This is a genomic window from Streptomyces sp. NPDC002676 (assembly GCF_053592455.1).
The window spans coordinates 1-20,393 of record NZ_JBSFVT010000009.1 but is presented as its reverse complement, the minus strand read 5'-3'; the positions used below and the strand labels follow the sequence as shown (position 1 = coordinate 20,393).

At 72.9% G+C, this 20,393-nt stretch carries 6 protein-coding genes and 4 pseudogenes; all 10 read right to left on the bottom strand.

Annotation, left to right across the window (positions count from 1 at the left end; genetic code table 11):
- Positions 1–17: 17 nt before the first annotated feature.
- On the bottom strand, positions 18–824 hold the full coding sequence (locus tag ACWD3E_RS24480) for a methyltransferase domain-containing protein (RefSeq protein ID WP_451389693.1): 807 nt from the start codon (positions 822–824) through the stop codon (positions 18–20).
- A gap of 30 nt (positions 825–854) precedes the next feature.
- Positions 855–3,827 (bottom strand): annotated as a pseudogene (locus tag ACWD3E_RS24475) (MupA/Atu3671 family FMN-dependent luciferase-like monooxygenase); the annotation flags it as partial.
- A 102-nt stretch (positions 3,828–3,929) separates the two neighbouring features.
- Positions 3,930–4,484, bottom strand: a pseudogene (locus ACWD3E_RS24470) (AMP-binding protein); the annotation flags it as partial.
- A gap of 135 nt (positions 4,485–4,619) precedes the next feature.
- Positions 4,620–6,161, bottom strand: a pseudogene (locus ACWD3E_RS24465) (condensation domain-containing protein); the annotation flags it as partial.
- Positions 6,158–9,571 (bottom strand): amino acid adenylation domain-containing protein, encoded by a 3,414-nt coding sequence (locus ACWD3E_RS24460; RefSeq protein ID WP_451389692.1) that lies wholly within the window; start codon positions 9,569–9,571, stop codon positions 6,158–6,160. The gene ACWD3E_RS24460 and the pseudogene ACWD3E_RS24465, both read right to left, overlap by 4 nt.
- Positions 9,568–13,020, bottom strand: a complete 3,453-nt coding sequence (locus tag ACWD3E_RS24455; RefSeq protein WP_451389691.1) for a MupA/Atu3671 family FMN-dependent luciferase-like monooxygenase — start codon at positions 13,018–13,020, stop codon at positions 9,568–9,570. The genes ACWD3E_RS24460 and ACWD3E_RS24455 overlap by 4 nt, the downstream gene beginning before the upstream one ends.
- On the bottom strand, positions 13,017–18,308 hold the full coding sequence (locus tag ACWD3E_RS24450) for a beta-ketoacyl synthase N-terminal-like domain-containing protein (protein ID WP_451389690.1): 5,292 nt from the start codon (positions 18,306–18,308) through the stop codon (positions 13,017–13,019). The genes ACWD3E_RS24455 and ACWD3E_RS24450 overlap by 4 nt, the downstream gene beginning before the upstream one ends.
- A gap of 121 nt (positions 18,309–18,429) precedes the next feature.
- Complete coding sequence (locus tag ACWD3E_RS24445) at positions 18,430–18,783, bottom strand: GYD domain-containing protein (protein WP_451389689.1); 354 nt, start codon at positions 18,781–18,783, stop codon at positions 18,430–18,432.
- 330 nt (positions 18,784–19,113) lie between these two features.
- Positions 19,114–19,869, bottom strand: coding sequence for a succinate dehydrogenase/fumarate reductase iron-sulfur subunit (locus ACWD3E_RS24440; RefSeq protein ID WP_451389688.1), 756 nt, complete (start codon positions 19,867–19,869; stop codon positions 19,114–19,116).
- Positions 19,866–20,393, bottom strand: a pseudogene (locus tag ACWD3E_RS24435) (fumarate reductase/succinate dehydrogenase flavoprotein subunit); the annotation flags it as partial. The gene ACWD3E_RS24440 and the pseudogene ACWD3E_RS24435, both read right to left, overlap by 4 nt.

Sequence of the window (20,393 nt, the reverse complement as noted above, 5' to 3'; positions counted from 1 at the left end):
GGCTGATCCGGTCTCTGTCAGGGCTTTGTGACTGCGAAGATGAACGCCGAACCGAACTTCATCAGGCGGTAGTTGACGAACCCTGCCTTCTCGAGGTGATCGGGAAGCGTCGACAGGTCGGTACGGCGGATGCCGGTCATCTTCACACCGATCCTGCTGCTCACGTAGTCGTTCAGCGCGAAGGTGCTCGCCGTGTACACGCCGCCGGGCTTGAGGAGGCGGAACACCTCCCGGTAGGCCGCCTCCGGGTCCGCGTACAGGTGCAGCGAGCCGGGGTTGCTCACACCGTCGAACACGCCGTCCTTGAACGGCAGCCCGCGCACGTCACCGCGGACGAGACGGACGTTGGGCCGGCCGACGGTCTCCTGCTCGGCCTTGCGGAGCATCGCCACCGAGATGTCCAGGCCGACCACCGTCGCGTCCGGCACCGCCCCCGCGAGGCGGTCGGTGAAGTAGCCGGCGCCGCAGGACAGGTCCAGCCAGGCGCCCTGGCGGCTCTCGTTCAGCTTCAGCCAGTCGTGGTAGACCTGGAACTCCTCGGCGTAGCCGGGGACATTGCTGCCGAACCCGGCGAAGAGCCGTGCGAAGAACGGCCGCATGACCGTCTCGTAGAGGCGCACGAAGGCCTTGCTCTCCATGAGGGCCTGCGCCGTGGTCGGTGCCGCGGGGTCGGGCTTGCCGGGCTCCTGGATCATGTCGACGTACCCGTCGTTGACCGGCGAGAGCCGGCCGCAGGACGTGCAGGCTATCTCCGAGGACGAGCGCTGCTCCAGGCCGGCCGAGCACACGGGGCAGGCCAGGAGGTCCACCAGCGATGTGGTCATGCGTCGTTTCTCCTTCGTTGGACGCGGATGTCAGATGTCTGCGGCGTCGCCGATACTCTTGGCCAGGTCGGCGACATAAGGCCTGGTCAGCATGGTCAGGTGATCGCCAGGGGCTTCCCGCACCGCCACCGGGCACGAGGTGAACCTGCCCCAGCCGCGCGCCGGATCGTCGAGGATCCAGGCGAGGGCCTCGGGGGGCACGTTGTCCTGGTGCAGCTGGGCGGCACGGAAGAAGGTCAGGATTCCGTCGTACGGCTCGGACGGTGTGTGCAGGCTGCGCTGGTCGGCGATGTAGGTGCGGATGAAGCCGCGCAGCTGGACGTCGTCGTCCAACTCCGGCGGCAGCACCTGCCGTTCGGTCAGCGCCCGGCGCAGGTGTGCGATCTGCTCCTCGTCCGGCAGTGCGGCCAGGTCCGCATGGGTGACGTCCAGGGAGCGGCCGAAGAGGCGCTCGAAGACGCGTACCAGCGTGGCAAGCCAGGTCGCCTGGTCCCACGCCTCGAAGTGCTCGGCTCGCTCGGGCAGCGGGGCCGCGGTGTCCAGCAGGCCGACGAGCGCGACCTCGTGGCCCGACGCCCGCAGCCGCCGGGCCAGCTCCATCCCGACGTGGCCGCCGAAGGAATGTCCGACGAAGCGGTACGGCCCTTCGGGCTGCTCCTTGAGCACCAGCGGCAGGTACTGATCGGCGAGTTCGTGCACCAGCGACGAGGCGTCGACGTCCTCACCGAAGGACGGCTGGAGGCCGTACACCGCGAACTGCTCCGGCAGGGAGCTGACCAGTTCGTGGAAGTACATGAGGTTGCCGCCCGCGCCGGGCAGCAGGTACAGCGGGACGTCGCCGCCGGGGCGCAGCCGCACCAGGGACTGGCGGGCGGTGTCCTCGCCGCGGGCGAGGGCGACCGCCAGCTCCGCGACGGTGGGCCCCTGGAAGAGGGTGGCCAGCGACAGGCGGCGGCCGAACTGGCGCTCCATCTCCGCCAGCAGACCCACGGCGAGCACCGAGTTCCCGCCGAGCTGGAAGAAGCTGTCGTGGATGCCGATGGACGACTCCTTGAGCACCTTCCCCCAGAGCGCAGCCAGGCGCATCTCGGTGAGTCCCCGCGGGGCGACAAAGCCCTGGTCCGGGTGTGCGGAGCGGGACGGCGCGGGCAGCGCCTTGCGGTCGATCTTGCCGTTGGGCGTGTAGGGCAGCTCGTCGAGCGTCTGCACCGACGACGGCACCATGTACCCGGGCAGCCGTGCCGCGACGTGTCCGCGCACGGCCGCCCCGCTCACCGCGGCGCCCGGACGGGCCACGACGTAACCGGAGATCCGCCGCTCCGCCCCGGTCCCGTGGACCGTCGCCGCCGCCTGCGCGACGTCCGGGTGGGAGCCCAACGCCGCCTCGATCTCGCCGAGTTCGATGCGGTAGCCGCGCACCTTGACCTGGTGGTCGGTGCGGCCGATGAACTCCAGGCAGCCGTCGGGCCGGTACTTGACGAGGTCGCCGGTGTTGTACAGGCGCGCCTTCGGGTCGGCCACGTACGGATCGGGCAGGAACCGCTCCCCCGTCAGCTCCGGCCGGTCCAGATAGCCCCGGGTGACGCCGGCGCCGCCGACGTGCAGTTCGCCCGGGACGCCCACCGGCACCGGAGTGCCGTGCGCGTCCAGGACGTACAGCGCGGTGTTCGCGATGGGCCTGCCGATGAGCACCGTGCCCGTCGCGTCCACGCGGTGCGTGCTCGACCAGATGGTGGTCTCGGTCGGCCCGTACATGTTCTGCACGCGTGCCCCGGTGGCCGCGGTGATGCGCTCGGCGAGCCGGGCCGGCAGTTCCTCGCCGCCGAGGAGCAGCAGGTCCAGCTTGGCCAGGGCTTCCGGGCCGCCCGTCTCGTCGAGGATCATCGCGGCCTGGGACGGCGTGCACTGCAGCTTGGTCACGCCGTGCCGTTCGATGAGCTCCGGCACGGTGAGGTCCGGGGCGGCGTTCCGGTCGGCGTGCAGGTCGCGCGCCGTGGCGAGCAGCGGCAGCGCGTCGAGCACCGCGTCGTCGTCGACGCCGAAGTCGATGAGGCAGGCCACCTCGTCGACGTCGATGTCGGCGATGGCGTCCAGGAGTTCGGCCACCCGCTGCGGGGTGCCGAAGAGCGCGGCGGTGCCGTAGTACCGCTCGAAGGCGTGGTCGAGCAGGACCTTGAGGTCGTCGTCGGCGAGGTTCTTCAGGTCGTCGCCGAGGCCCAGGGCGCGCGCGAGGTTGCCGATGAGACCCAGGGACGAGGCCAGGTAGTCGCGGAACGGGCCGCGCACCGTGTCCCGGACCGTCTCCGGGACCTCGCCGACGAACGTGTGCGCCATGAGCGTGACCCGGCCCGGTCCCTCGTGGCCCGCCTCGGCCCGCGCCCGCCGGTAGATCGCGATCTTCTCGGCGAGCTGGTCGAGGTCCTGGCTCAGCAGGTGGGTCAGGAGGTTGCAACCGGACTCGCCGGCCGCGCGGAACGTCTCCTCGCTGCCGGCCGCGGTGATCCACATGGGCAGGTCGCGCTGCACGGGACGCGGCAGCGTCCTGACGGCCGTCGCTTTGCCCGTACCGTTGGGCAGCTCCACCGCCTCGCCCGCCCACAGGGAGCGCAGCGTGCTGATGCCGTCGAGCATGACCTGCTTGCGGTCGGCATAGTTGTCCGGGGCGAGGACGAAGTCGTCGGCCTGCCAGCCGGATGCCAGGGAGAGGCCCACCCGGCCCCCGGACAGGTTGTCGACGACCGCCCACTCCTCCGCGACCCGCAGCGGGTGGTGCAGCGGCAGGACCACGCTGCCCGCACGCACGGCGACCCGCTCGGTGACGGTGGCGACCGCGGCGCCGACGACGGCGGGGTTGGGGTAGATGCCGCCGAATGCGTGGAAGTGCCGCTCCGGCGTCCACACCGCTTCGAAGCCGTGCGTGTCCGCGAACTTGGCCCCTTCGAGGAGCAGCCGGTAGGCGCCGGGCTTCGCCTGGCCCTCGGTCTCCGTCGAGCTGGAGAAGTAGAACAGGCTGAGGTCCGCGACCTTGCCCGGGCGGCGTGCGTGAGCGCGTGCCGCGTCGGGCTGGAGGATCACGGTCGAGCCCTGGGTCAGGGTCCACACCAGTTCGAGCACCGAGATGTCGAAGGAGACGGTGGTGACGCCGAGCCAGGTGCCGACCCCGTCGGCGGCGAACTCCTCGTCCATCGCGGCGCAGAAGTTGACCACGTTGCGGTGCTCGACCATGACGCCCTTGGGGCGGCCGGTGGAGCCCGAGGTGTAGATGACGTAGGCCAGGTCCTCCGGCCGGGCGTCGGCGCCCGGCTCGGGCCGCTCCCCTGTCCCGTACGGCTCGTCCGGCTCGTCGGGCTCGTCGGGCTCGTCGGGCTCGTCGAGGCACAGGATCCCGGTGTCCTCGGGGCAGCTCAGCGTGGGCCGCAGCGCCGAGACCGTCACCAGCAGGCGGGCCCGGGCGTCACGCAGAATGTAGTCGTTCCGCTCCGCGGGGGCCGCTGGGTCCAACGGCACATACGCGGCACCGGACTTGAGGATGGCGAGAAGCGCGACGACCAGGTCGGGTGTGCGCGGCAGACAGAGCCCGACGAGCACCCCCGCTCCGGCGCCGCGCTCGCGCAGCAGGGCCGCGAGCCGGTCCGAGGCCTCGTCGAGCTCCGCGTACGTGAGGGACGCGTCGCCCTGGACGACCGCTGCGCGCTCCGGGGTCCTCGCGACCTGCCGCTCCACCAGGGCATGCACCGTGCTGGGTTCGACCGGCAGGGCGGTGTCGTTCCACCGCTCCAGCATCAGGTGCCGGTCGTCCTCCTCCAGCAGCGGCAGCGCGGACAGGGCGGTGTCCGGGGCGGCCACGGCCGCTTCCAGCAAGGTGCGCCAGTGGCCCAGCCAGCGGCGGGCCGTCGCGGCGTCGAACAGGTCGGTCGCGTACTCCAGGACGCCGTGCAGGCCGTCCGGCCCCTCCTCGGCGATGAGCGTCGTGTCGAACTTGGAGGTACCGGTGTGCACCTCCTCCAAGTGCGTCTGAAGGCCAGGGAGCTGGAGGATCTCCGTGGTGGCGTTCTGGAGGATGAACATGTGCTGGAAGAGCGGGCTGTAGCTCAGCGTGCGCTCCGGCTGGAGCACGTCGACCAGCCGCTCGAAGGGCAGGTCCTGGTGGTCGAAGGCGCCGAGCGACGTCGTGCGGACGCGGCCGAGGAGGTCCTCGAACGCGGGGTCGCCGCTCGCGTCCACCCGCAGGACCAGCGTGTTGACGAAGAAGCCGATGAGCGGCTCGACTTCGGGACGTATCCGCCCGGCGACCGGGGTGCCCACGGTGAGGTCGTCCGCGCCGCTGAGCCGCGACAGCAGCGCCGACCAGGACGCGAGCAGCACCATGTACGGGGTGCAGCCGTGCTGGTGCGCCAGGTCTCGCACGCGCTCCATGAGCGGGGCGGGCAGGTGGTACGGCACGGCGGCGCCGCGGTAGGACTGGACGGCCGGACGCGGGCGGTCCGCGGGGAGCTCCAGCAGGCCGGGCGCATCGGCCAACGTGGCGGTCCAGTGCTCCAGTTCGGGGCCGAGCGCCTCGGGCGTGAGGTGGGTGCGCTGCCAGGCGGCGTAGTCCGCGTAGCGCACCGTCAGCTCGGGCGGCTCCGGGGCGTCACCGACCCGCGCCGCGTAGAGCGCGGCCAGGTCGCGATAGAGCACGCCGAGCGACCAGGCGTCCACCGCGATGTGGTGGACCGAGAGCAGCAGGTGCGCGCGGCCGGGGCGCTCGTGGACGAGGGCCGCGCGCAGCAGGGGTCCGTGGGCGAGGTCGAAGGGCCGCCGCGCCTCCTCGGCCGCGACCTCCTCGATCGTCCGGCCCTGCGTCAGGTTCTGCTCGGACAGCGGCACTTCGCAGTCCTCGACAACGTGACCGTAGGGCTTGTCTCCCTCGACCCGCACCACGGTGCGCAGCGCCTCGTGGCGGCGTACGAGGTCGGCGAGGGCCAGCCGCAGGGCGGCCACGGCGGTCGGGCCGACGTCCCCGTCCAGCGTGGCGCGGCCGGACAGCACGTAGGCGGCCGCGCCGCTGTCCGGGAGCATCTCGGACATGACCCACATGCGCTCCTGCCCGTACGACAGCGGCAGTCGGCCGTTCTCCACGGCTGCTGGGCCGATCGGCGGCCGGGTCGCCTTGGCGCGGCCTCCCCGAGCCTCCTTGAGCAGCGTGATCAGCGCGTCGCGGTGCTCTCGCACGCGGCTGCGCAACGCGTCGTCGAGCGCGCCGGCGGGGGCGCTGAAGCGCAGCCGCCCGTCCTCCTCCCAGAGGCGGATGTCGCGGGCGCGCAGCTCGGTGAGCAAATCGGCGGGCGCGGTCACAGCTCCCCTTCCTCCCTGTCCCCATCGGTGTCGGCGGCCGGCTGTGCGGCGGCCCACAGGAGCACTTCCACGTTCTCGGCGAGCCCGGCGACGGTGGGCCGTGCGAAGACGGCCCGTGCCGTGAGCTCGACGCCGTGCTCGGCGCTGAGCCGCAGGGCGACCCGGGTAGCGGCGAGCGAGTGGCCGCCCAGCTGGAAGAAGTCGTCGTCGCAGCCGACGCGTTCGACGCCGAGCACCTCGGCGACGACGGCGGCCACGGACTTCTCGAGCGGGGTGTCCGGCTCGCGCCCCGTCGACTGCGCACGCTCGGGCTCGGGCAGCAGCTTGCGCGCCACCTTGCCCGCGATGGTCAGGGGCAGGGCGTCGAGCGGTACGAAGATGGTGGGCACCATGTACTCGGGGAGCCGCTCGGCGCAGTGGCGGCGCAGCTCCTCGGTGCCCGGCAGGTCGCCGCCCGGCACCACCCAGGCGATCAGCGCCTGGGCAACGCCGCTGCCGCGGGCCTCCACGACAGCCTCCTTGACACCCGGGTGGGCCATCAGCACCGCCGTGACCTCACCGGGCTCGACCCTGAAGCCGCGCACCTTCACCTGGTGGTCCATCCGCCCGAGGTACTCCAGGGTGCCGTCGGCGCGGTAGCGGGCGAGGTCGCCCGTGCGGTACATCAGCTCACCCTCGGCGAAGGGGTCGGCGACGAACACCTCGGCGGTCAGGGCGTCCTGGTGCAGATAGCCCCGGGCGAGGCACGGCCCGGCCGCGCACACCTCGCCGGCCACGCCCTGGGGGACGGGTACGCCGTGCGGGTCCAGCACGTGGACGCGGACGTTGTCGATGGGACGGCCCACCGCGGGCAGCGGCTCCCATTCCTCGGGCGGGCCCTGGAGGGTGTGCGAGGTGATCACATGCGCTTCGGAGGGGCCGTACTGGTTGTGCAGTCCGGCTCCGGTCCGGGTGAAGAACGTGCGCAACTCCTCGGTGATCTGGAGCTGTTCACCGGCCGTGAACACATCGCGCAGCGCCGTCGGCCACAGGTCGCGGGCGGCGGCGACCTCCACGAGCTGCTGCAGCGCCACGAACGGCAGGAACAGGCGGCTGACGCCCTGGTCCCGCAGGTAGGGCAGCAGCCGCATCGCGTCGCGGCGGGTGTCCGCGTCGACCAGGACGACGGTGCCGCCCGCCGCCCACGTGCCGAACAGCTCCTGCATGCAGACGTCGAAGTGCAGCGGGCTGAACTGCAGCACCCGGTCGTCCGGCGTGAAGGGGAAGGTGGCGGTCTGCCAGGCCAGCAGGTTCGCGAGGGGGCCGTGCCGCATGGCGATGCCCTTGGGGCGGCCGGTGGAGCCCGAGGTGTAGAGGACGTAGATCAGGTCGTCCCGGCCGGTCACCGGGGCGAGTTGGTCGCCCGGCTCGGCGGACCAGTCGAGCTCGTCCAGGCGCAGCAGTGCGGGGCCGCCGGACTCGGGAAGGTCCAGCGCGGTGTCGCTGAGCACGAGGCGGGGGCCCGCCTCGTCGAGTATCTGCTGGATGCGCTCGGCCGGCTGGTCGGGGTCGAGGGGCAGGAACGCGGCGCCGGACTTCAGCACGGCAAGCAGCGCCACCATCTGGCGCAGCGAGCGGTGGGCGTGGACTGCGACGAGCACGCCGGGCGCCGCCCCTCCGGCGCGCAGCAGGGACGCCAGCTTGGTGCTGTCCTCGTCGAGCTGGGCGTAGGTCAGCGACTCTCCGGCGAAGGTCACGGCGGGCGCGTGCGGGCGCAGCGCGGCCTGTTCCGTGACGTACTGCTGCACGGGCCGGTCCAGGTCCACGGTGCGGGCCGCGCCTTCGGCGGCGGCCACGGTCTCCTGGAGCTGCGCGGGGCTCAGCAGCGGGAGCCGGGACAGCTCGGCCCCCGGGTCGTCGAGGGCCGCGCCGAGGAACTCCTGGAACGCGTCGGCGAGGCGCTGCGCCGTCGCCCGGTCGAAGAGGTCCTGCGCGTACTCCAGCGAGCAGGCCAGCTCCTCGCCCCGGTCCTCGGCGAACAGCGTCAGGTCGAACTTGGCGGTGCCGTTGTGCACGTCGGACCGGCTGACCCTGACGCCCCCCGACTCCAGCGTGGCGAACGGGGCCTCGTAGTGCGTCAGCATGGCCTGGAACACCGGGGAGTGGCTGAGGGAGCGCTGGGGGCTGGTCTCGGCCACGATGCGCTGGAACGGCACGTCGAGGTGGCCGAGGCCCTCCAGGAATGCGCGATGGACGCGCCCCAGGAGCTCCTCGAAGGTGGGGGCGCCGGTCAGGTCGACACGCAGCGGCAGGGTCTTGACGAAGAAGCCGACCAGGGACGCGGTCTGCGGGTGGTCGCGGTTGCTGACCGGGGTGCCGACGACCACCTCGTCGGCACGGCTGACGCGGGCCAGTACGGCGGCCCAGCCGGCCAGGAGCGCCACGTAGGGGGTGACGCGGGCCCGGGCCGCGACCTCGGCGAGGCGGGCCGCGGTGCCGGGGCCGAGGGAGAACTCGACGAGGTCGCCGCGGTAGGACTGGCGGCTGGGCCGGGGACGGTCGGCGGGCAGCTCCAGCAGGGGCGGCGCACCGTCCAACTGCCGCTTCCAGTAGGTGATCTGCTGGTGTGCGGTGAACGGGGACAGTGCCTCACGCTGCCATTCGGCGACGTCCGCGTAGTGCAGGGACAGGGGCGGCAGCGCGGAGGGCTCGGCGTCCGCCTCGTACAGGACGAACAGTTCGCGGAAGAGCACCGACAGCGACGCCGCGTCGGCGGCGATGTGGTGGACGGCCAGGACGAGGTGTGCCTCCTGCGGCCCGGTCGTCACGAGGGTGGCCCGCAGCATCCGTCCCGCGGCCAGGTCGAAGGGTTCGCTTCCGGTCTGCCGGGCGATGCGGACGAGCTCCCGCTCCCGCTCCTCCTGCGGCAGCCCGCTGAGGTCCTCCTGGCGTACGGGCAGCGGCGCCGGGTCGAGGACGACCTGGTGGGGCGTCCCGTCGGGCCCGGTGCGGAACCCGGTGCGCAGCGCCTCGTGCCGGTTGGCCACCTGGGAGAGGCAGGTGATCAGCGTCTCGTGCTGCAGCGGCCCTTCCAGAAGTACGCCGCCGCTGATCACGTACGTCGACTCGCCTCCCTCGACCTGGTCGAGGAGCCAGAGCGCCTCCTGTCCGGCGGACAGGGGGAAGGTGCGGCCGTCGCGCGGCCGGGCGACGACGGGTTCGGCGGCCCGTGCGCGGGCGCTGAGGTGCGCGACGAGCTCCGGCTTGAGGTCGGTGAGCCGCTCGCGCAGCTGCGGCGTGAGGGCGCCCTTGGCCGCCGACACCCGCAGCTCGCCGCCGTCGACCGTGAGCCGTATGCGGGCGGCATCCACGTCGTCCAACAGGCCCGCGAGGTCCTCGTAGACCCCGGAGGGCCGCTGTCCCCCGTTCACAGCGTGATCTCCTCTCGTTCAGCGGTGTCGTCCAGCTCGTCGAGTACGTCGGCGAGCAGGTCGAGCACGTGCGTGGTCAGCTGCTCGACGCTGACGCCTTCCAGGAAGCGCACGATCGGTACGACCACGCCGAGGTCGGTCTTGATGCGGTTGCGCATGTCCAGGGACATCAGGGAGTCGAGGCCCAGCTCGGTGATGGGCTGCTGCGGGTCGAGTTCCGCCGCGTCGACGCCGAGGACGGCCACGATGCGGTCGGTGAGGTACCCGGAGATGATCCCGGTGCGCTCGGCTGCGTCGGCTCCGGCGCACTTCGCAAGGAGTTCGGCAGAGCCCGCGTCGCCGGCCTCGGCGAGGAAGCCCGCGAACTGGCGGGTGTGCCGGACGGTAGGGAAGGCCTCGAAGACGCCGGCCCAGTCCAGGCGGGCAACCGTGGTCTGCCGCGGGTCCTTGTCGAGGACCCGGTCGAGGATCTCCAGTGCCTCCGCGGGCGTCATGCTGCCCACGCCCACCCGGGCCAGCTGGTCGAGGCCCTCCTCCCGGACGGCCATGCCCACGTGGTTCCACGGGCCGTAGCCGAGGGCCGAGCCGGCCGCGCCCCGGGCCCGGCGGTGCTGGGCCAGGGCGTCGACGAAGGCGTTGGCTGCCGCGTAGTTGGCGGCGCCGACGCCGACGGGGCCGAAGACCGCGGGCAGCGCCGAGACGAGCAGGAACATCCGTGCGTCGCCGAAGACCTGGTGCAGGTTCCACGAACCGGCGATCTTGGGCGCGGCCACCTCGCGCAGCCGTTCCGTGTCCAGGTCGCCGAGGAGCGCCCCGCGGACGAGGCCCGCGAGGTGGACCACGCCGACGACGTCGGGAAGGCCGGCGACGGCCAGCTCCTCGCGCAGCGCCCGGACAGCGGCGAGGGACGCCACGTCCATGGCCGTGGTGTGGACCCGGACGCCGAGGGCGGCCAGTTCGTCCACCGCCTCGCGCTGGGCGTCGGTGCGTACTCCGCCGCGGCTGGTGAGGACCAGGTGGCGGGCGCCGCGCCGGGCCATGCGCCGGGCGATGACGAGCCCGAGGTCGCCGAGGCCGCCGGTGAGCACGTAGGTGCCGGCCGGGTCGAGCCGGGGCAGCGGGTCGGCGGGGTGGGCGAGGGCCGTGTCGCGCACCAGACGCGGGGCGAACAACTTGTCCCCGCGTACGGCGAGTTGGTCCTCCGCGCCGTCGCGGGGGCCGAGCAGCGCGGACGCCAGCAGCCGTGCCGTCGCGCGGTCCGGTTTCCGCGCCGGGTCGAGGTCGACGAGCCCGCCCCACAGGTCGGGCTGTTCGACGGCGAGAACCCGGCCGAGGCCCCACACCGGGGACTGGAGCACGCCGCGCGCGGTGACCTCACCGTCGGCGACGGGCTGGCTGCCCCGGGTGACGAGCCACAGCCGCCCGCAGCGTGTGGGGTCGTCCAGCTCGAGTCCGGCGCGGATCAGCGCGAGGACCGCTTCGCCGCCGTACGCCTGGGCGTCCTCGACCGACTGCGTCGTGGCGTCGCCGTCCGCGGGCTCGGGGGTGTCCAGCGGCCACAGGAACGCGACACCGTCGAGTGGCCCGGTGGCGACCGCCTGGTACAGCGCGCGGCGGATCGCCACGGCGTCCGGGGCCGTCTCGGTGCTGACGACGTCCACCTGGTGCCCGGACTCGGTGAGTTCGGCGGCCAGCGCGTCACCGGCACCCAGGGAGTCGGCGAACACCAGCCAGCGCCCCGGGGCAGCGCCGTCCGTCGCGGCAGGGGGCTCGGGCACTTCGGTCCAGTCGGTGCGGTAGGCCAGCTCCGCGCCCGGGTCACGGTGCTCGTCGCCGGCCTCCACCAGGCGCATCCGCAGCCCTTCGGCGCGGGCGACGGTTCCGGACGCGTCGAAGAGCCGTACGTCGGCGACGAGTTCGCCCTCCTGCTCCGCCCCGGGCGTGCGCCGGACGTGGGAGTACACGGTGCCCTCGGGCCGGCGCAGCGTCTCGAAGGTCCGCACGCCGTTGGGCAGGGCGAGCGCCTCCGAACCGGTCAGGGCGCCCGGGGCGAGCGCACCGAGCAGCAGGAACGCGTTGTCGAGCAGAGCCGGATGGAACTCGTACGCGCCCTGTGCCGGATCGCCGGGCACGGTCAGCCGGCCGAGGACCTCGCGCTCGCCGAGCCACAGCTGTTCCAGACAGCGCATCTCGGGGCCGTAGGCGGCACCGGCCGCTTCGATGCGGGCGAAGAAGTCCTCGACATCGACCTCGGTGACGCTGCGGGCGATCACGGCATCGGCATCGTCCCAGCCGGCTGCGGGCGCCCCGGGGCTGAAATCAACAGCCGCCCGTACGACGGGAGCGGAGACGTCTCCATGCGCACGGTCCGCCATGACCGCCAGCACCTCGGTGTCCGTCTCGGCGAGCGAGCGCAGCCGGTCCAGGTGCGGCAGTCCGGAGAGCACCTCGTCGGCCGCGGGGCCGAAGTCCAGCAGGCAGGCGAGTTCGTCGACGCCGACGGCCGCGAGGCGGCGGACCAGGGGCAGGCACGAGTCCGGGGAGCCGATCAGGGACCGCTCGGCGGCGAACCGGTCGTAGAGGAAGGAGACGAACCGGGTCAGCTCCTCGTCGGGCAGGGTGCTGATGTCCGTGTCGTTGCCGTGCCCCCGGCTGCGGGCCAGGCCCTTGAGCAGGCCCAGGTTGCCCTTCAGGTACCTGCAGTAGGGGTCCTTGGCCAGCTGCGTCACTTCATCGGCGTCCTCGCCCACGAAGGTGTGCAGCATGACGGTGACCCGGCCCTCGGCGGGGTCGAGGCCCGCCTCGGCGCGCGCCGCACGGTACAGGGCGATGTTCTCGGCGAGCCCCTCCACGCCCTGGTCCAGGAGGTGGGTGAGCAGGTTCGCGCCCGACGCGCCCGCCTTGGTGAAGCTGGCGGGCGAGCTCGCGGCGGTCAGCCACAGCGGCAGCTCGTCCTGGACGGGACGCGGATAGGTGCGTACGCGGATGGGGTCGCCGGTGCCGCTGGTGGCGGGCACCTGCTCGCCGCGCCACAGGGCCCGCAGAGTCGGTATGGCCTCGCTGAGGTAGGCGTTGCGGGTGGCGTAGCGCTCGGGGAAGAACGCGAAGTCGCCCGGGTTCCAGCCGGAGGCCAGCGAGATGCCCACCCGGCCGCCGGACAGGTTGTCGACGACCGCCCACTCCTCCGCGACCCGCAGCGGGTCGTGCAGTGGTGCCACGACGCTGCCCGCCCGCAGGCCGATGCGCCGGGTCTCGCGGGCGAGGGCGGCGTGCAGCAGGGCCGGGTTCGGGTAGAGCGAGCCGAGCTGCGTGAAGTGGCGCTCCGGCACCCAGATGTTGAGAAAGTCGTGTTCGTCGCCGAAGCGCGCGCTCTTGACGAGCAGGTCGTAACGGTCCGCCCCTGTCAGGGAGTTCTCGTCGCTGGCAAAGAACATCAGGCTGAACTTCATGCCTCACCCTCCCCGTTGCCCGTGGTGCCGCGCGGGCCGCTGATCGTGGTGCCGCGCGGGCCGCCGTCGTCCGCCGGCCCGTGGCCGACGCCGACCAGCTGCGCGCTGGCGTGCTGGGTCCAGTCGGAGCCACCGGCCTCGTCCTGGCTGTGGACGCTGAAGGCCAGCTCCCCGCCCGGCGAGCCGTGCAGGCTGACCTGGACGACGCGCGCCCCGTCCGGCGGGACGCTGAGCATGCTGTGGTAGCGCACGTCCCGCAGCACGTAGCGGGCCCCGGGGTCCAGTTCGCGGGCGGCGGCCAGCGCCATCTCGATGTAGCTGGTCCCCGGCGCGACGACGCGCCCCTGGATGCGGTGGTCGTCGAGCACCGCCACCTGGCCCTGGGCGAGCACCCGCTGCCAGACGTGCCGCCCGGGCTCCGCCGCCACCGGCTGCAACGGCCGTCCGAGAAGCGGGTGCCACGCCGACCGGTCGGCCTGCGCGGAGGACCCCGCCACGACGGCTCCCCTGCCGGACAGCTGGTCCGGCAGCCAGAACCGGCGCCGCTGGAAGGGGTAGCCGGGCAGTGCGCGGCGGCTGCCGCCCCGGCCCCTGCGTACCTCCTGCCAGTCGACCGGCACGCCCACGGTCCAGGAGGCGGCAAGCGCCTGGGCGAGCGAGCGCCGGTCGGGCTTGCCGGCGCGCAGAGAGGGGATCCAGCGCGCCCCGTCGACGCCCCGGGTGAGGCGCCGGGCCAGCGGGGCGAGCACGGCGTCGGGTCCGATCTCGACGCCCGTCGTGCAGCCGCTCTCCACGAGCGCGGCGACCCCGTCGGCGTAGCGGACGGCCTGCCGCAGCTGGTCCACCCAGTACTGGGGGGTGGCCGGCAGCGCGTCCTCCGGCCGCCCGGTCAGCGAGGACACCAGCGGCACCTTCGGGCGACGCAGCGCCACCTGCTCCACGACGCGGAGGAATTCGTCGAGCACGGGGTCGACGAGGGGCGAGTGGAAGGCGTGCGAAGTACGCATCGATGCGGAGCTGTGCCCGCGCTCCCGCAGGGCCTCGGCCACGGCGTCCACGGCGTCCGCGGCACCCGAGATCACGACCTCGTCGGCGCCGTTCACCGCGGCCACGGCCACGCGGTCGGCGTACGGGGCAAGCACCTCGCGAACCACCGGCTCCCCGGCCCGTACCGCGCGCATGGCGCCGCCGGCCGGAAGGCCCTGCATCAGCCGGGCTCGCGTCCCGAGCAGGAACAGCGCGTCCTCCAGTTCGAACACCCCGGCGAGGCAGGCCGCGACGTACTCGCCCACGCTGTGTCCGAGCATCGTGTCCGGCTCGACCCCGTACGCGCGCCACAGGGCGGCCAGCGCGTACTCCACTGCGAAGATCGCGGGCTGTGCGTACTCGGTGCGCGCCAGCGCCTCGGCGTCGTCGACCACATCGCGCAGGTCCCAGCCGAAGTGGTGCTGGACGATGCGGGCGCAGGCGTCGAACGCCTCGCGGTAGACGGGTTCGGTCCGGTACAACTCGCTGCCCATGCCCGGCCGTTGGGCCCCCTGCCCGGTGAAGAGGAAGGCGAGCGGGCCGCTCCGGCGGGGCGCGCGGCCCACGGCGGCGTCCTGCTGCGTCCTGCCCCGCTCGGCGAAGTCGAGCAGCGTCCGCCGTGCCTCCTCGGCGTCGGCGGCGGTCACGGCGAGCCGGTGCGGCCAGACGGTGCGCGCGGTGACGGCGGTGTGGACGGCGTCGCCGAGAGCGACGGGGTCGGCGGTGCCGAGAGCGTCCGCGTAGCGCCTCGCGAGGGCGGTCAGCGTGTCGGGGGTGCGGGCGGACAGGACCAGCACCTCGGGGGTGGGCGGTTCGGCGTCCGCGGCTCCGGCGTCGCCGGCGGGGGCTGCTGTGGCGGTGGCCGGGGCTTCGACGGTGGCCGGGGCTTCGGTGAGCACCACGTGCGCGTTGGTCCCGCCGAAGCCGAAGGCGCTGACGCCCGCGGTGCGCCGGTCCTGCGGCCACTCCTGCGCGGCCGTCGGAACGGTCAGCGGGGTGTCGAGGTCGGCGATGTGGGGGTTGAGGCGGTTCAGATGGATCTGGCCGGGGATGGTGCCGTGCCGCAGGGCGAGGACCACCTTGATGAACCCGGCGATGCCCGCGGCGGATTCGGTGTGCCCGATGTTGGCCTTGACCGACCCGACGTAGCAGGGCGCCACGTCCCCGTCCCGGCCCTCGCGCAGCGCGCCGGTGAGCGACTCGAACTCGATGGGGTCGCCGAGCGCGGTGCCGGTGCCGTGCGCCTCGACGTAGCCGAGGCGGTCGCGGTCGAGCCCGGCCGCGTCCCAGGCGTCGCGCAGGACGTCCAGTTGGGCCTGCCCGTGCGGGGCGGTGAGTCCGTTGGAGCGGCCGTCCTGGTTCACGGCGGAGCCGGAGACGACGGCGAGCACCTGGTCGCCGTCGGCCAGGGCCCGGGACAGCGGCTTGAGGACCACGACACCGCAGCCCTCGGACCGCACGTACCCGTCGGCGCGCTCGTCGAACACCTTGCAACGGCCGTCGGCCGCCATCATGTTGGCCCGCGAGAAGACCGACGTCATCTCCGGCGACAGGATGAGGTTGACGCCCGCGGCGAGGGCCACCGCGCTCTCGCCGCGCCGCAGCGACTCGCACGCCTGGTGCACGGCCACGAGCGACGAGGAGCACGCCGTGTCCACCGCGAGGCTGGGGCCGCGCAGGTCCAGCAGGTACGACAGCCGGGCCGCGGCGATGCTGAGCGCGTTGCCCGTGCCGTAGTAGGCGTCGAGGGCGGAATCCGCGCCCGCGGTCAGGCGCGTGTAGTCGTTGTTGCTGATGCCGACGTAGACGCCGGTGGCGGTGCCCGCCAGGGACTCCGGGTGGATCGCGGCGTTCTCCAGCGCCTCCCAGGCGACCTCGAGGAGCAGCCGGTGCTGCGGGTCGATGGCGGCGGCCTCGGTCGGTGAGATGCCGAAGAACTCGGGCTCGAATCCGGCGACGTCGCCGACGAATCCGCCCCACCGGGTGCTGATGGAGCCGGGCCGCTTCAGCTCCGGGTCGTAGAGCGCGGCGGCGTCCCAGCGGTCGGCGGGCACCTCCGTGATGGCGTCCTTGCCGTCCCGCAGCAGCTCCCAGAACGCGCCGACGTCCTCGGCCCCCGGGAAACGGCAGGCCATGCCCACGACGGCGATCGGCTCGTCGGCGGCCGGCGCTCCCGCCCGTTCCGCCGCCTGCGTCCGCGCGGAACGCTCCTCGCCCGCGAGGTAGCGGGCGACGTCCTCGGCGGTCGGCAGCTGGTAGAGCAGACCCGCCGGCAGCCGACGGCCGAGGGCGCGCTGGAGCGTGCCCGAGATGGCGACCGCGGAGGCAGAGTCCACACCGTAGGCGGCGAAGTTCTCGCGGGGGGAGATGTCCCGCGGGTCGAGGCCCAGGTGCTCGGCGACGACGGCGATCACCTCGTCGACGTACGGGAGGGTCCGCGCCGCCCCCGCGCCGGCCCGCCGGGCGGCGTCGGCGGCCACGGGCGCCGGCCGCGCAGCGCGCCAGACGGCGACGGTGTCGAGGGTGCCGTTCACGTAGCCCTGCTTGGCTGCGCGGCGGGCGATCTTCCCGCTGGAGGTCTTGGGGATGGCGCGGGTGCGCAGCAGGACCAGCGCGTCCAGCGTCACCTCGTGCTCGGCCGCGAGTGCGGCGGCGACCGCCGGTCCGATCCGCTCGGCGTCCACCTCGTCGTGGCGGACCTCCTGCACGACGACGACGCGCTCCTGGCCCTCCGCGTCGACGGCGAAGGCCGCGGTGCAGCCCGGCCTGAACGCCGGGTCGGCGTCCTCGACGGTGCGCTCGAGGTCCTGCGGATAGAGGTTGCGGCCACGGACGATGATCAGGTCCTTGATGCGCCCGGTGATGCACAACTGCCCGTCGGCGTCGAGGAATCCCTTGTCGCCCGTGGCGAGCCACGGCAGCGAGCCGGCTGCCTCGCCGGCCCCCGCGGCATCCTCGGCGAGTGTGTTGCCGAACGCCTCGGCACTCTCCTGCGGCCGCTGCCAGTAGCCCTGACCGGCGCTCGGCCCGCTCAGCCAGATCTCGCCGACGGAGCCCCGCTCCAGCGGCATCCGGGTGTCGGGGTCGACGATGAGGAGGCGCTGGTCGAGGTGGGGGCGGCCACAGGCGAGCACCGCGCGGGCACCCGGCGCACCGGGTTCCGTCGGGACGGCCCGGTCCTGCTCGAGTGCGAGGCCGTCGAGGTGGTGGACGCGCGCGCCCTCGCCCGCCAGGCCGGAGGTGACGAACACGGAGTTCTCGGCCAGTCCGTACGCCGGGTACCACGAGCTCGCACGGAAGCCGTGCGCGGTGTACAGGCCGGCGAACCGGTCCAGCGTGTCGGCCCTGATGGGCTCGGCGGCGTTGAGCGCGATGCGCCAGCCGCTGAGGTCCAGGCCCTCGCGGTCCTCGGGGCGGGTGCGGCGTACGCACAGGTCGTAGGCGAAGTTGGGGGCACAGGTGAAGGTGCCGCCGTGTTCGGACAGGGCGCGCAGCCAGCGGATCGGGTCCTGGAGGAACGCCTCGGGCGGCATGTACACCAGCCGGGCGCCCCAGTACAGGGACAGCAGCAGGTTGGCGATCAGCCCCATGTCGTGGAAGAGGGGCAGCCAGGAGACGAGGACCGGGCGCTCGGCGTGGTCCATGGCGTGCGCCATCATGCCGAGGTTGTGCAGCAGGTTGGCGTGGGTGAGCATCACGCCCTTCGGGTTGCCGGTGGACCCGGAGGTGTACTGGAGGAAGGCCAGCTGGTCCGCCTCGAGGTCCGGGCGGCGCCAGTCGTCGGCGGCCTCGGAGGGGATGGAGTCCGTGGCGATCCAGCGGGCGGACGTGGCGGGGGCCATGTCCGTGCCGCGCGCGGCCAGCTGGTCGTGGAGCGCGCCCGGTGCCGCGATCACCGTGGCACCGCAGTCCTCGGCGACCGCGTAGAGTCGCGCGGCGTGCTTGTCGGAGCGCGGCGGGTAGGCGGGGACGGCGACCATGCCCGCGTAGAGGCAGCCGTAGAAGGCCACGGCGAACTCGGGCCCCGAGGGGTAGAGCATCAGGACGCGGTCGCCGGGCGAGGCGATCTCCTGGAGGCGGGCCGCGATGGCCCGGGCCCTCACGTCCAGGTCGGCGAACGTCAGTTCCTGCGAGACGGCCGTGCCGTCGGGCAGGAAGCTGAACGCCACCTGCCGTCCGTTGTCCTCGCTCCGCGCCCTGAGGAGGTCCACCAGGGTGCGGAACGGCACGTCCGACGGCGCTGACTGGGGAATACCGCTCACGTCTTCCTCTCTCAGAACATCAGAAGATGCCGGTGCACGGCGACTGGTCCGCCTCGCCGTGACACCGGAACCGCCGTGCGCGGTGCCCGTGACCGCTCCGGCTTCGAGGGTGGGTTGAGGACTAGTTGGCGTCCGGCGACTGCGGCGGGTAGAAGAGCTCGACCGCCGGGGCGGCGCGCTTGAGCGCACCCACCATCTCCTCCGCCGAGGCCAGCGGGATGACCTTGCCCTCCTCGAAGGCGCCGGTGGAGTAGCCGGTCAGCACGGCCGCGTGCGCCGCCTCCACATCCGGGAAGTCCACGACGACCGCGAAGTTGTACTCGATGTCGCGGGTGAACCAGTAGTTGACGACAGTGCCGCCGAGCGCCCCGTAGAACTTGAAGGCGTGCTCGTCGCGCGCGATGACGGCCCGCGGGTCCTCGAGGATCGTCTTGACGACGTCCTGGGTGTAACGGGCCAGGATCATGAACTGCATGGGTACCTCCCGGGCATAGGTGGACGGCGCACTCGGGGCGCACTCGTGGGGCGCGTGGAATGCTCTGCGAAGAAGCGGGCCGCATGAAGAACGGCTCGCGGCGCACTGCGGAGGCTCACTCCGTGCCGCGGTGCGGGATCACGATCAACAATGCTTCCCGGGGCCCTTTACGGAAACAACCGTGTGACAGCAAGACGACACCCGCTGTCGCCCAGCGGCCAGGACCGCCGTCACCGCACGAAAACGACCCGGGCCATTGGCCCGGGTCGGTCCCAGCACTCCCTGGTGAATGTCGAGTCGCCGTAAGCGCTGCCCGCGTCGTACGGAGTCCTACGAAGCGGGCTGCTTCGCCTTCCGGACGGCGCGCAGCCACTCCTTGTTCATCGCGGTGATGGAGGGGAGCGGAATGCCCTTGGGGCAGGCGGTCGCGCACTCGCCGGTGAGCGTGCAGCCGCCGAAGCCCTCCGCGTCCATCTGCGCCACCATGTCGAGGACGCGGGTCTCGCGCTCGGGGGCACCCTGCGGCAGGACGCCCAGGTGGTTGACCTTGGCGGAGGTGAACAGCATCGCGGCGCCGTTCGGGCACGCGGCCACGCACGCGCCGCAGCCGATGCACTCGGCGTGCTCGAAGGCGTAGTCCGCGTCCGGCTTGGGCACCGGCGTGGCGTGGGCCTCCGGAGCGGAACCGGTGGGCGCGGTGATGTAGCCGCCGGCCTGGATGATGCGGTCGAAGGCCGTGCGGTCCACGACCAGGTCCTTGATCACCGGGAACGCGCGGGCCCGCCACGGCTCGATGTCGATCGTGTCGCCGTCCTTGAAGGACCGCATGTGCAGCTGGCAGGTGGTGGTGCGCTCCGGGCCGTGCGCGTCGCCGTTGATGACCAGCGAGCACGCCCCGCAGATCCCCTCGCGGCAGTCGTGGTCGAAGGCGACGGGGTCCTCGCCCTTGAGGATGAGCTCCTCGTTGAGAGTGTCGAGCATCTCCAGGAACGACATGTCCGAGGAGATGCCGTCGACCTCGTAGGTCTCCATCGCGCCCGGCGCGGTGTCGTTCTTCTGCCGCCAGACGCGCAGGGTGAGCTTCATGCGTAGCTCCGCTGGGTGGGGTGGACGTACTCGAAGACCAGGTCTTCCTTGTGCAGGGTCGGGGCTTCGCCCGTGCCCGTGAACTCCCAGGCCGCAGCGTAGGAGAACTCCTCGTCCCTGCGGGCCGCCTCGCCGTCGGGCGTCTGGGACTCCTCGCGGAAGTGGCCGCCGCAGGACTCGGCGCGGTGCAGCGCGTCCAGACACATCAGCTCGGCCAGTTCCAGGTAGTCGACGATGCGGTTGGCCTTCTCCAGCGACTGGTTGAACTCCTCGCCTGTCCCCGGGACCTTGATGCGCCGCCAGAACTCCTCGCGGATCTGCGGGATCCGGTCGAGGGCCTTGCGCAGACCGGCGTCGCTTCGGGCCATCCCGCAGAACTCCCACATGAGTTCGCCGAGTTCGCGGTGGAACGAGTCGGGCGTACGGTCCCCGTCCACGGCCAGCAGCTTCGCCAGCCGCGCCTCGGTCTCGGCCGCGACCTCCTTGACGGCGGGGTGGTCCGAACCCACCTCGCCCTGCCCGGG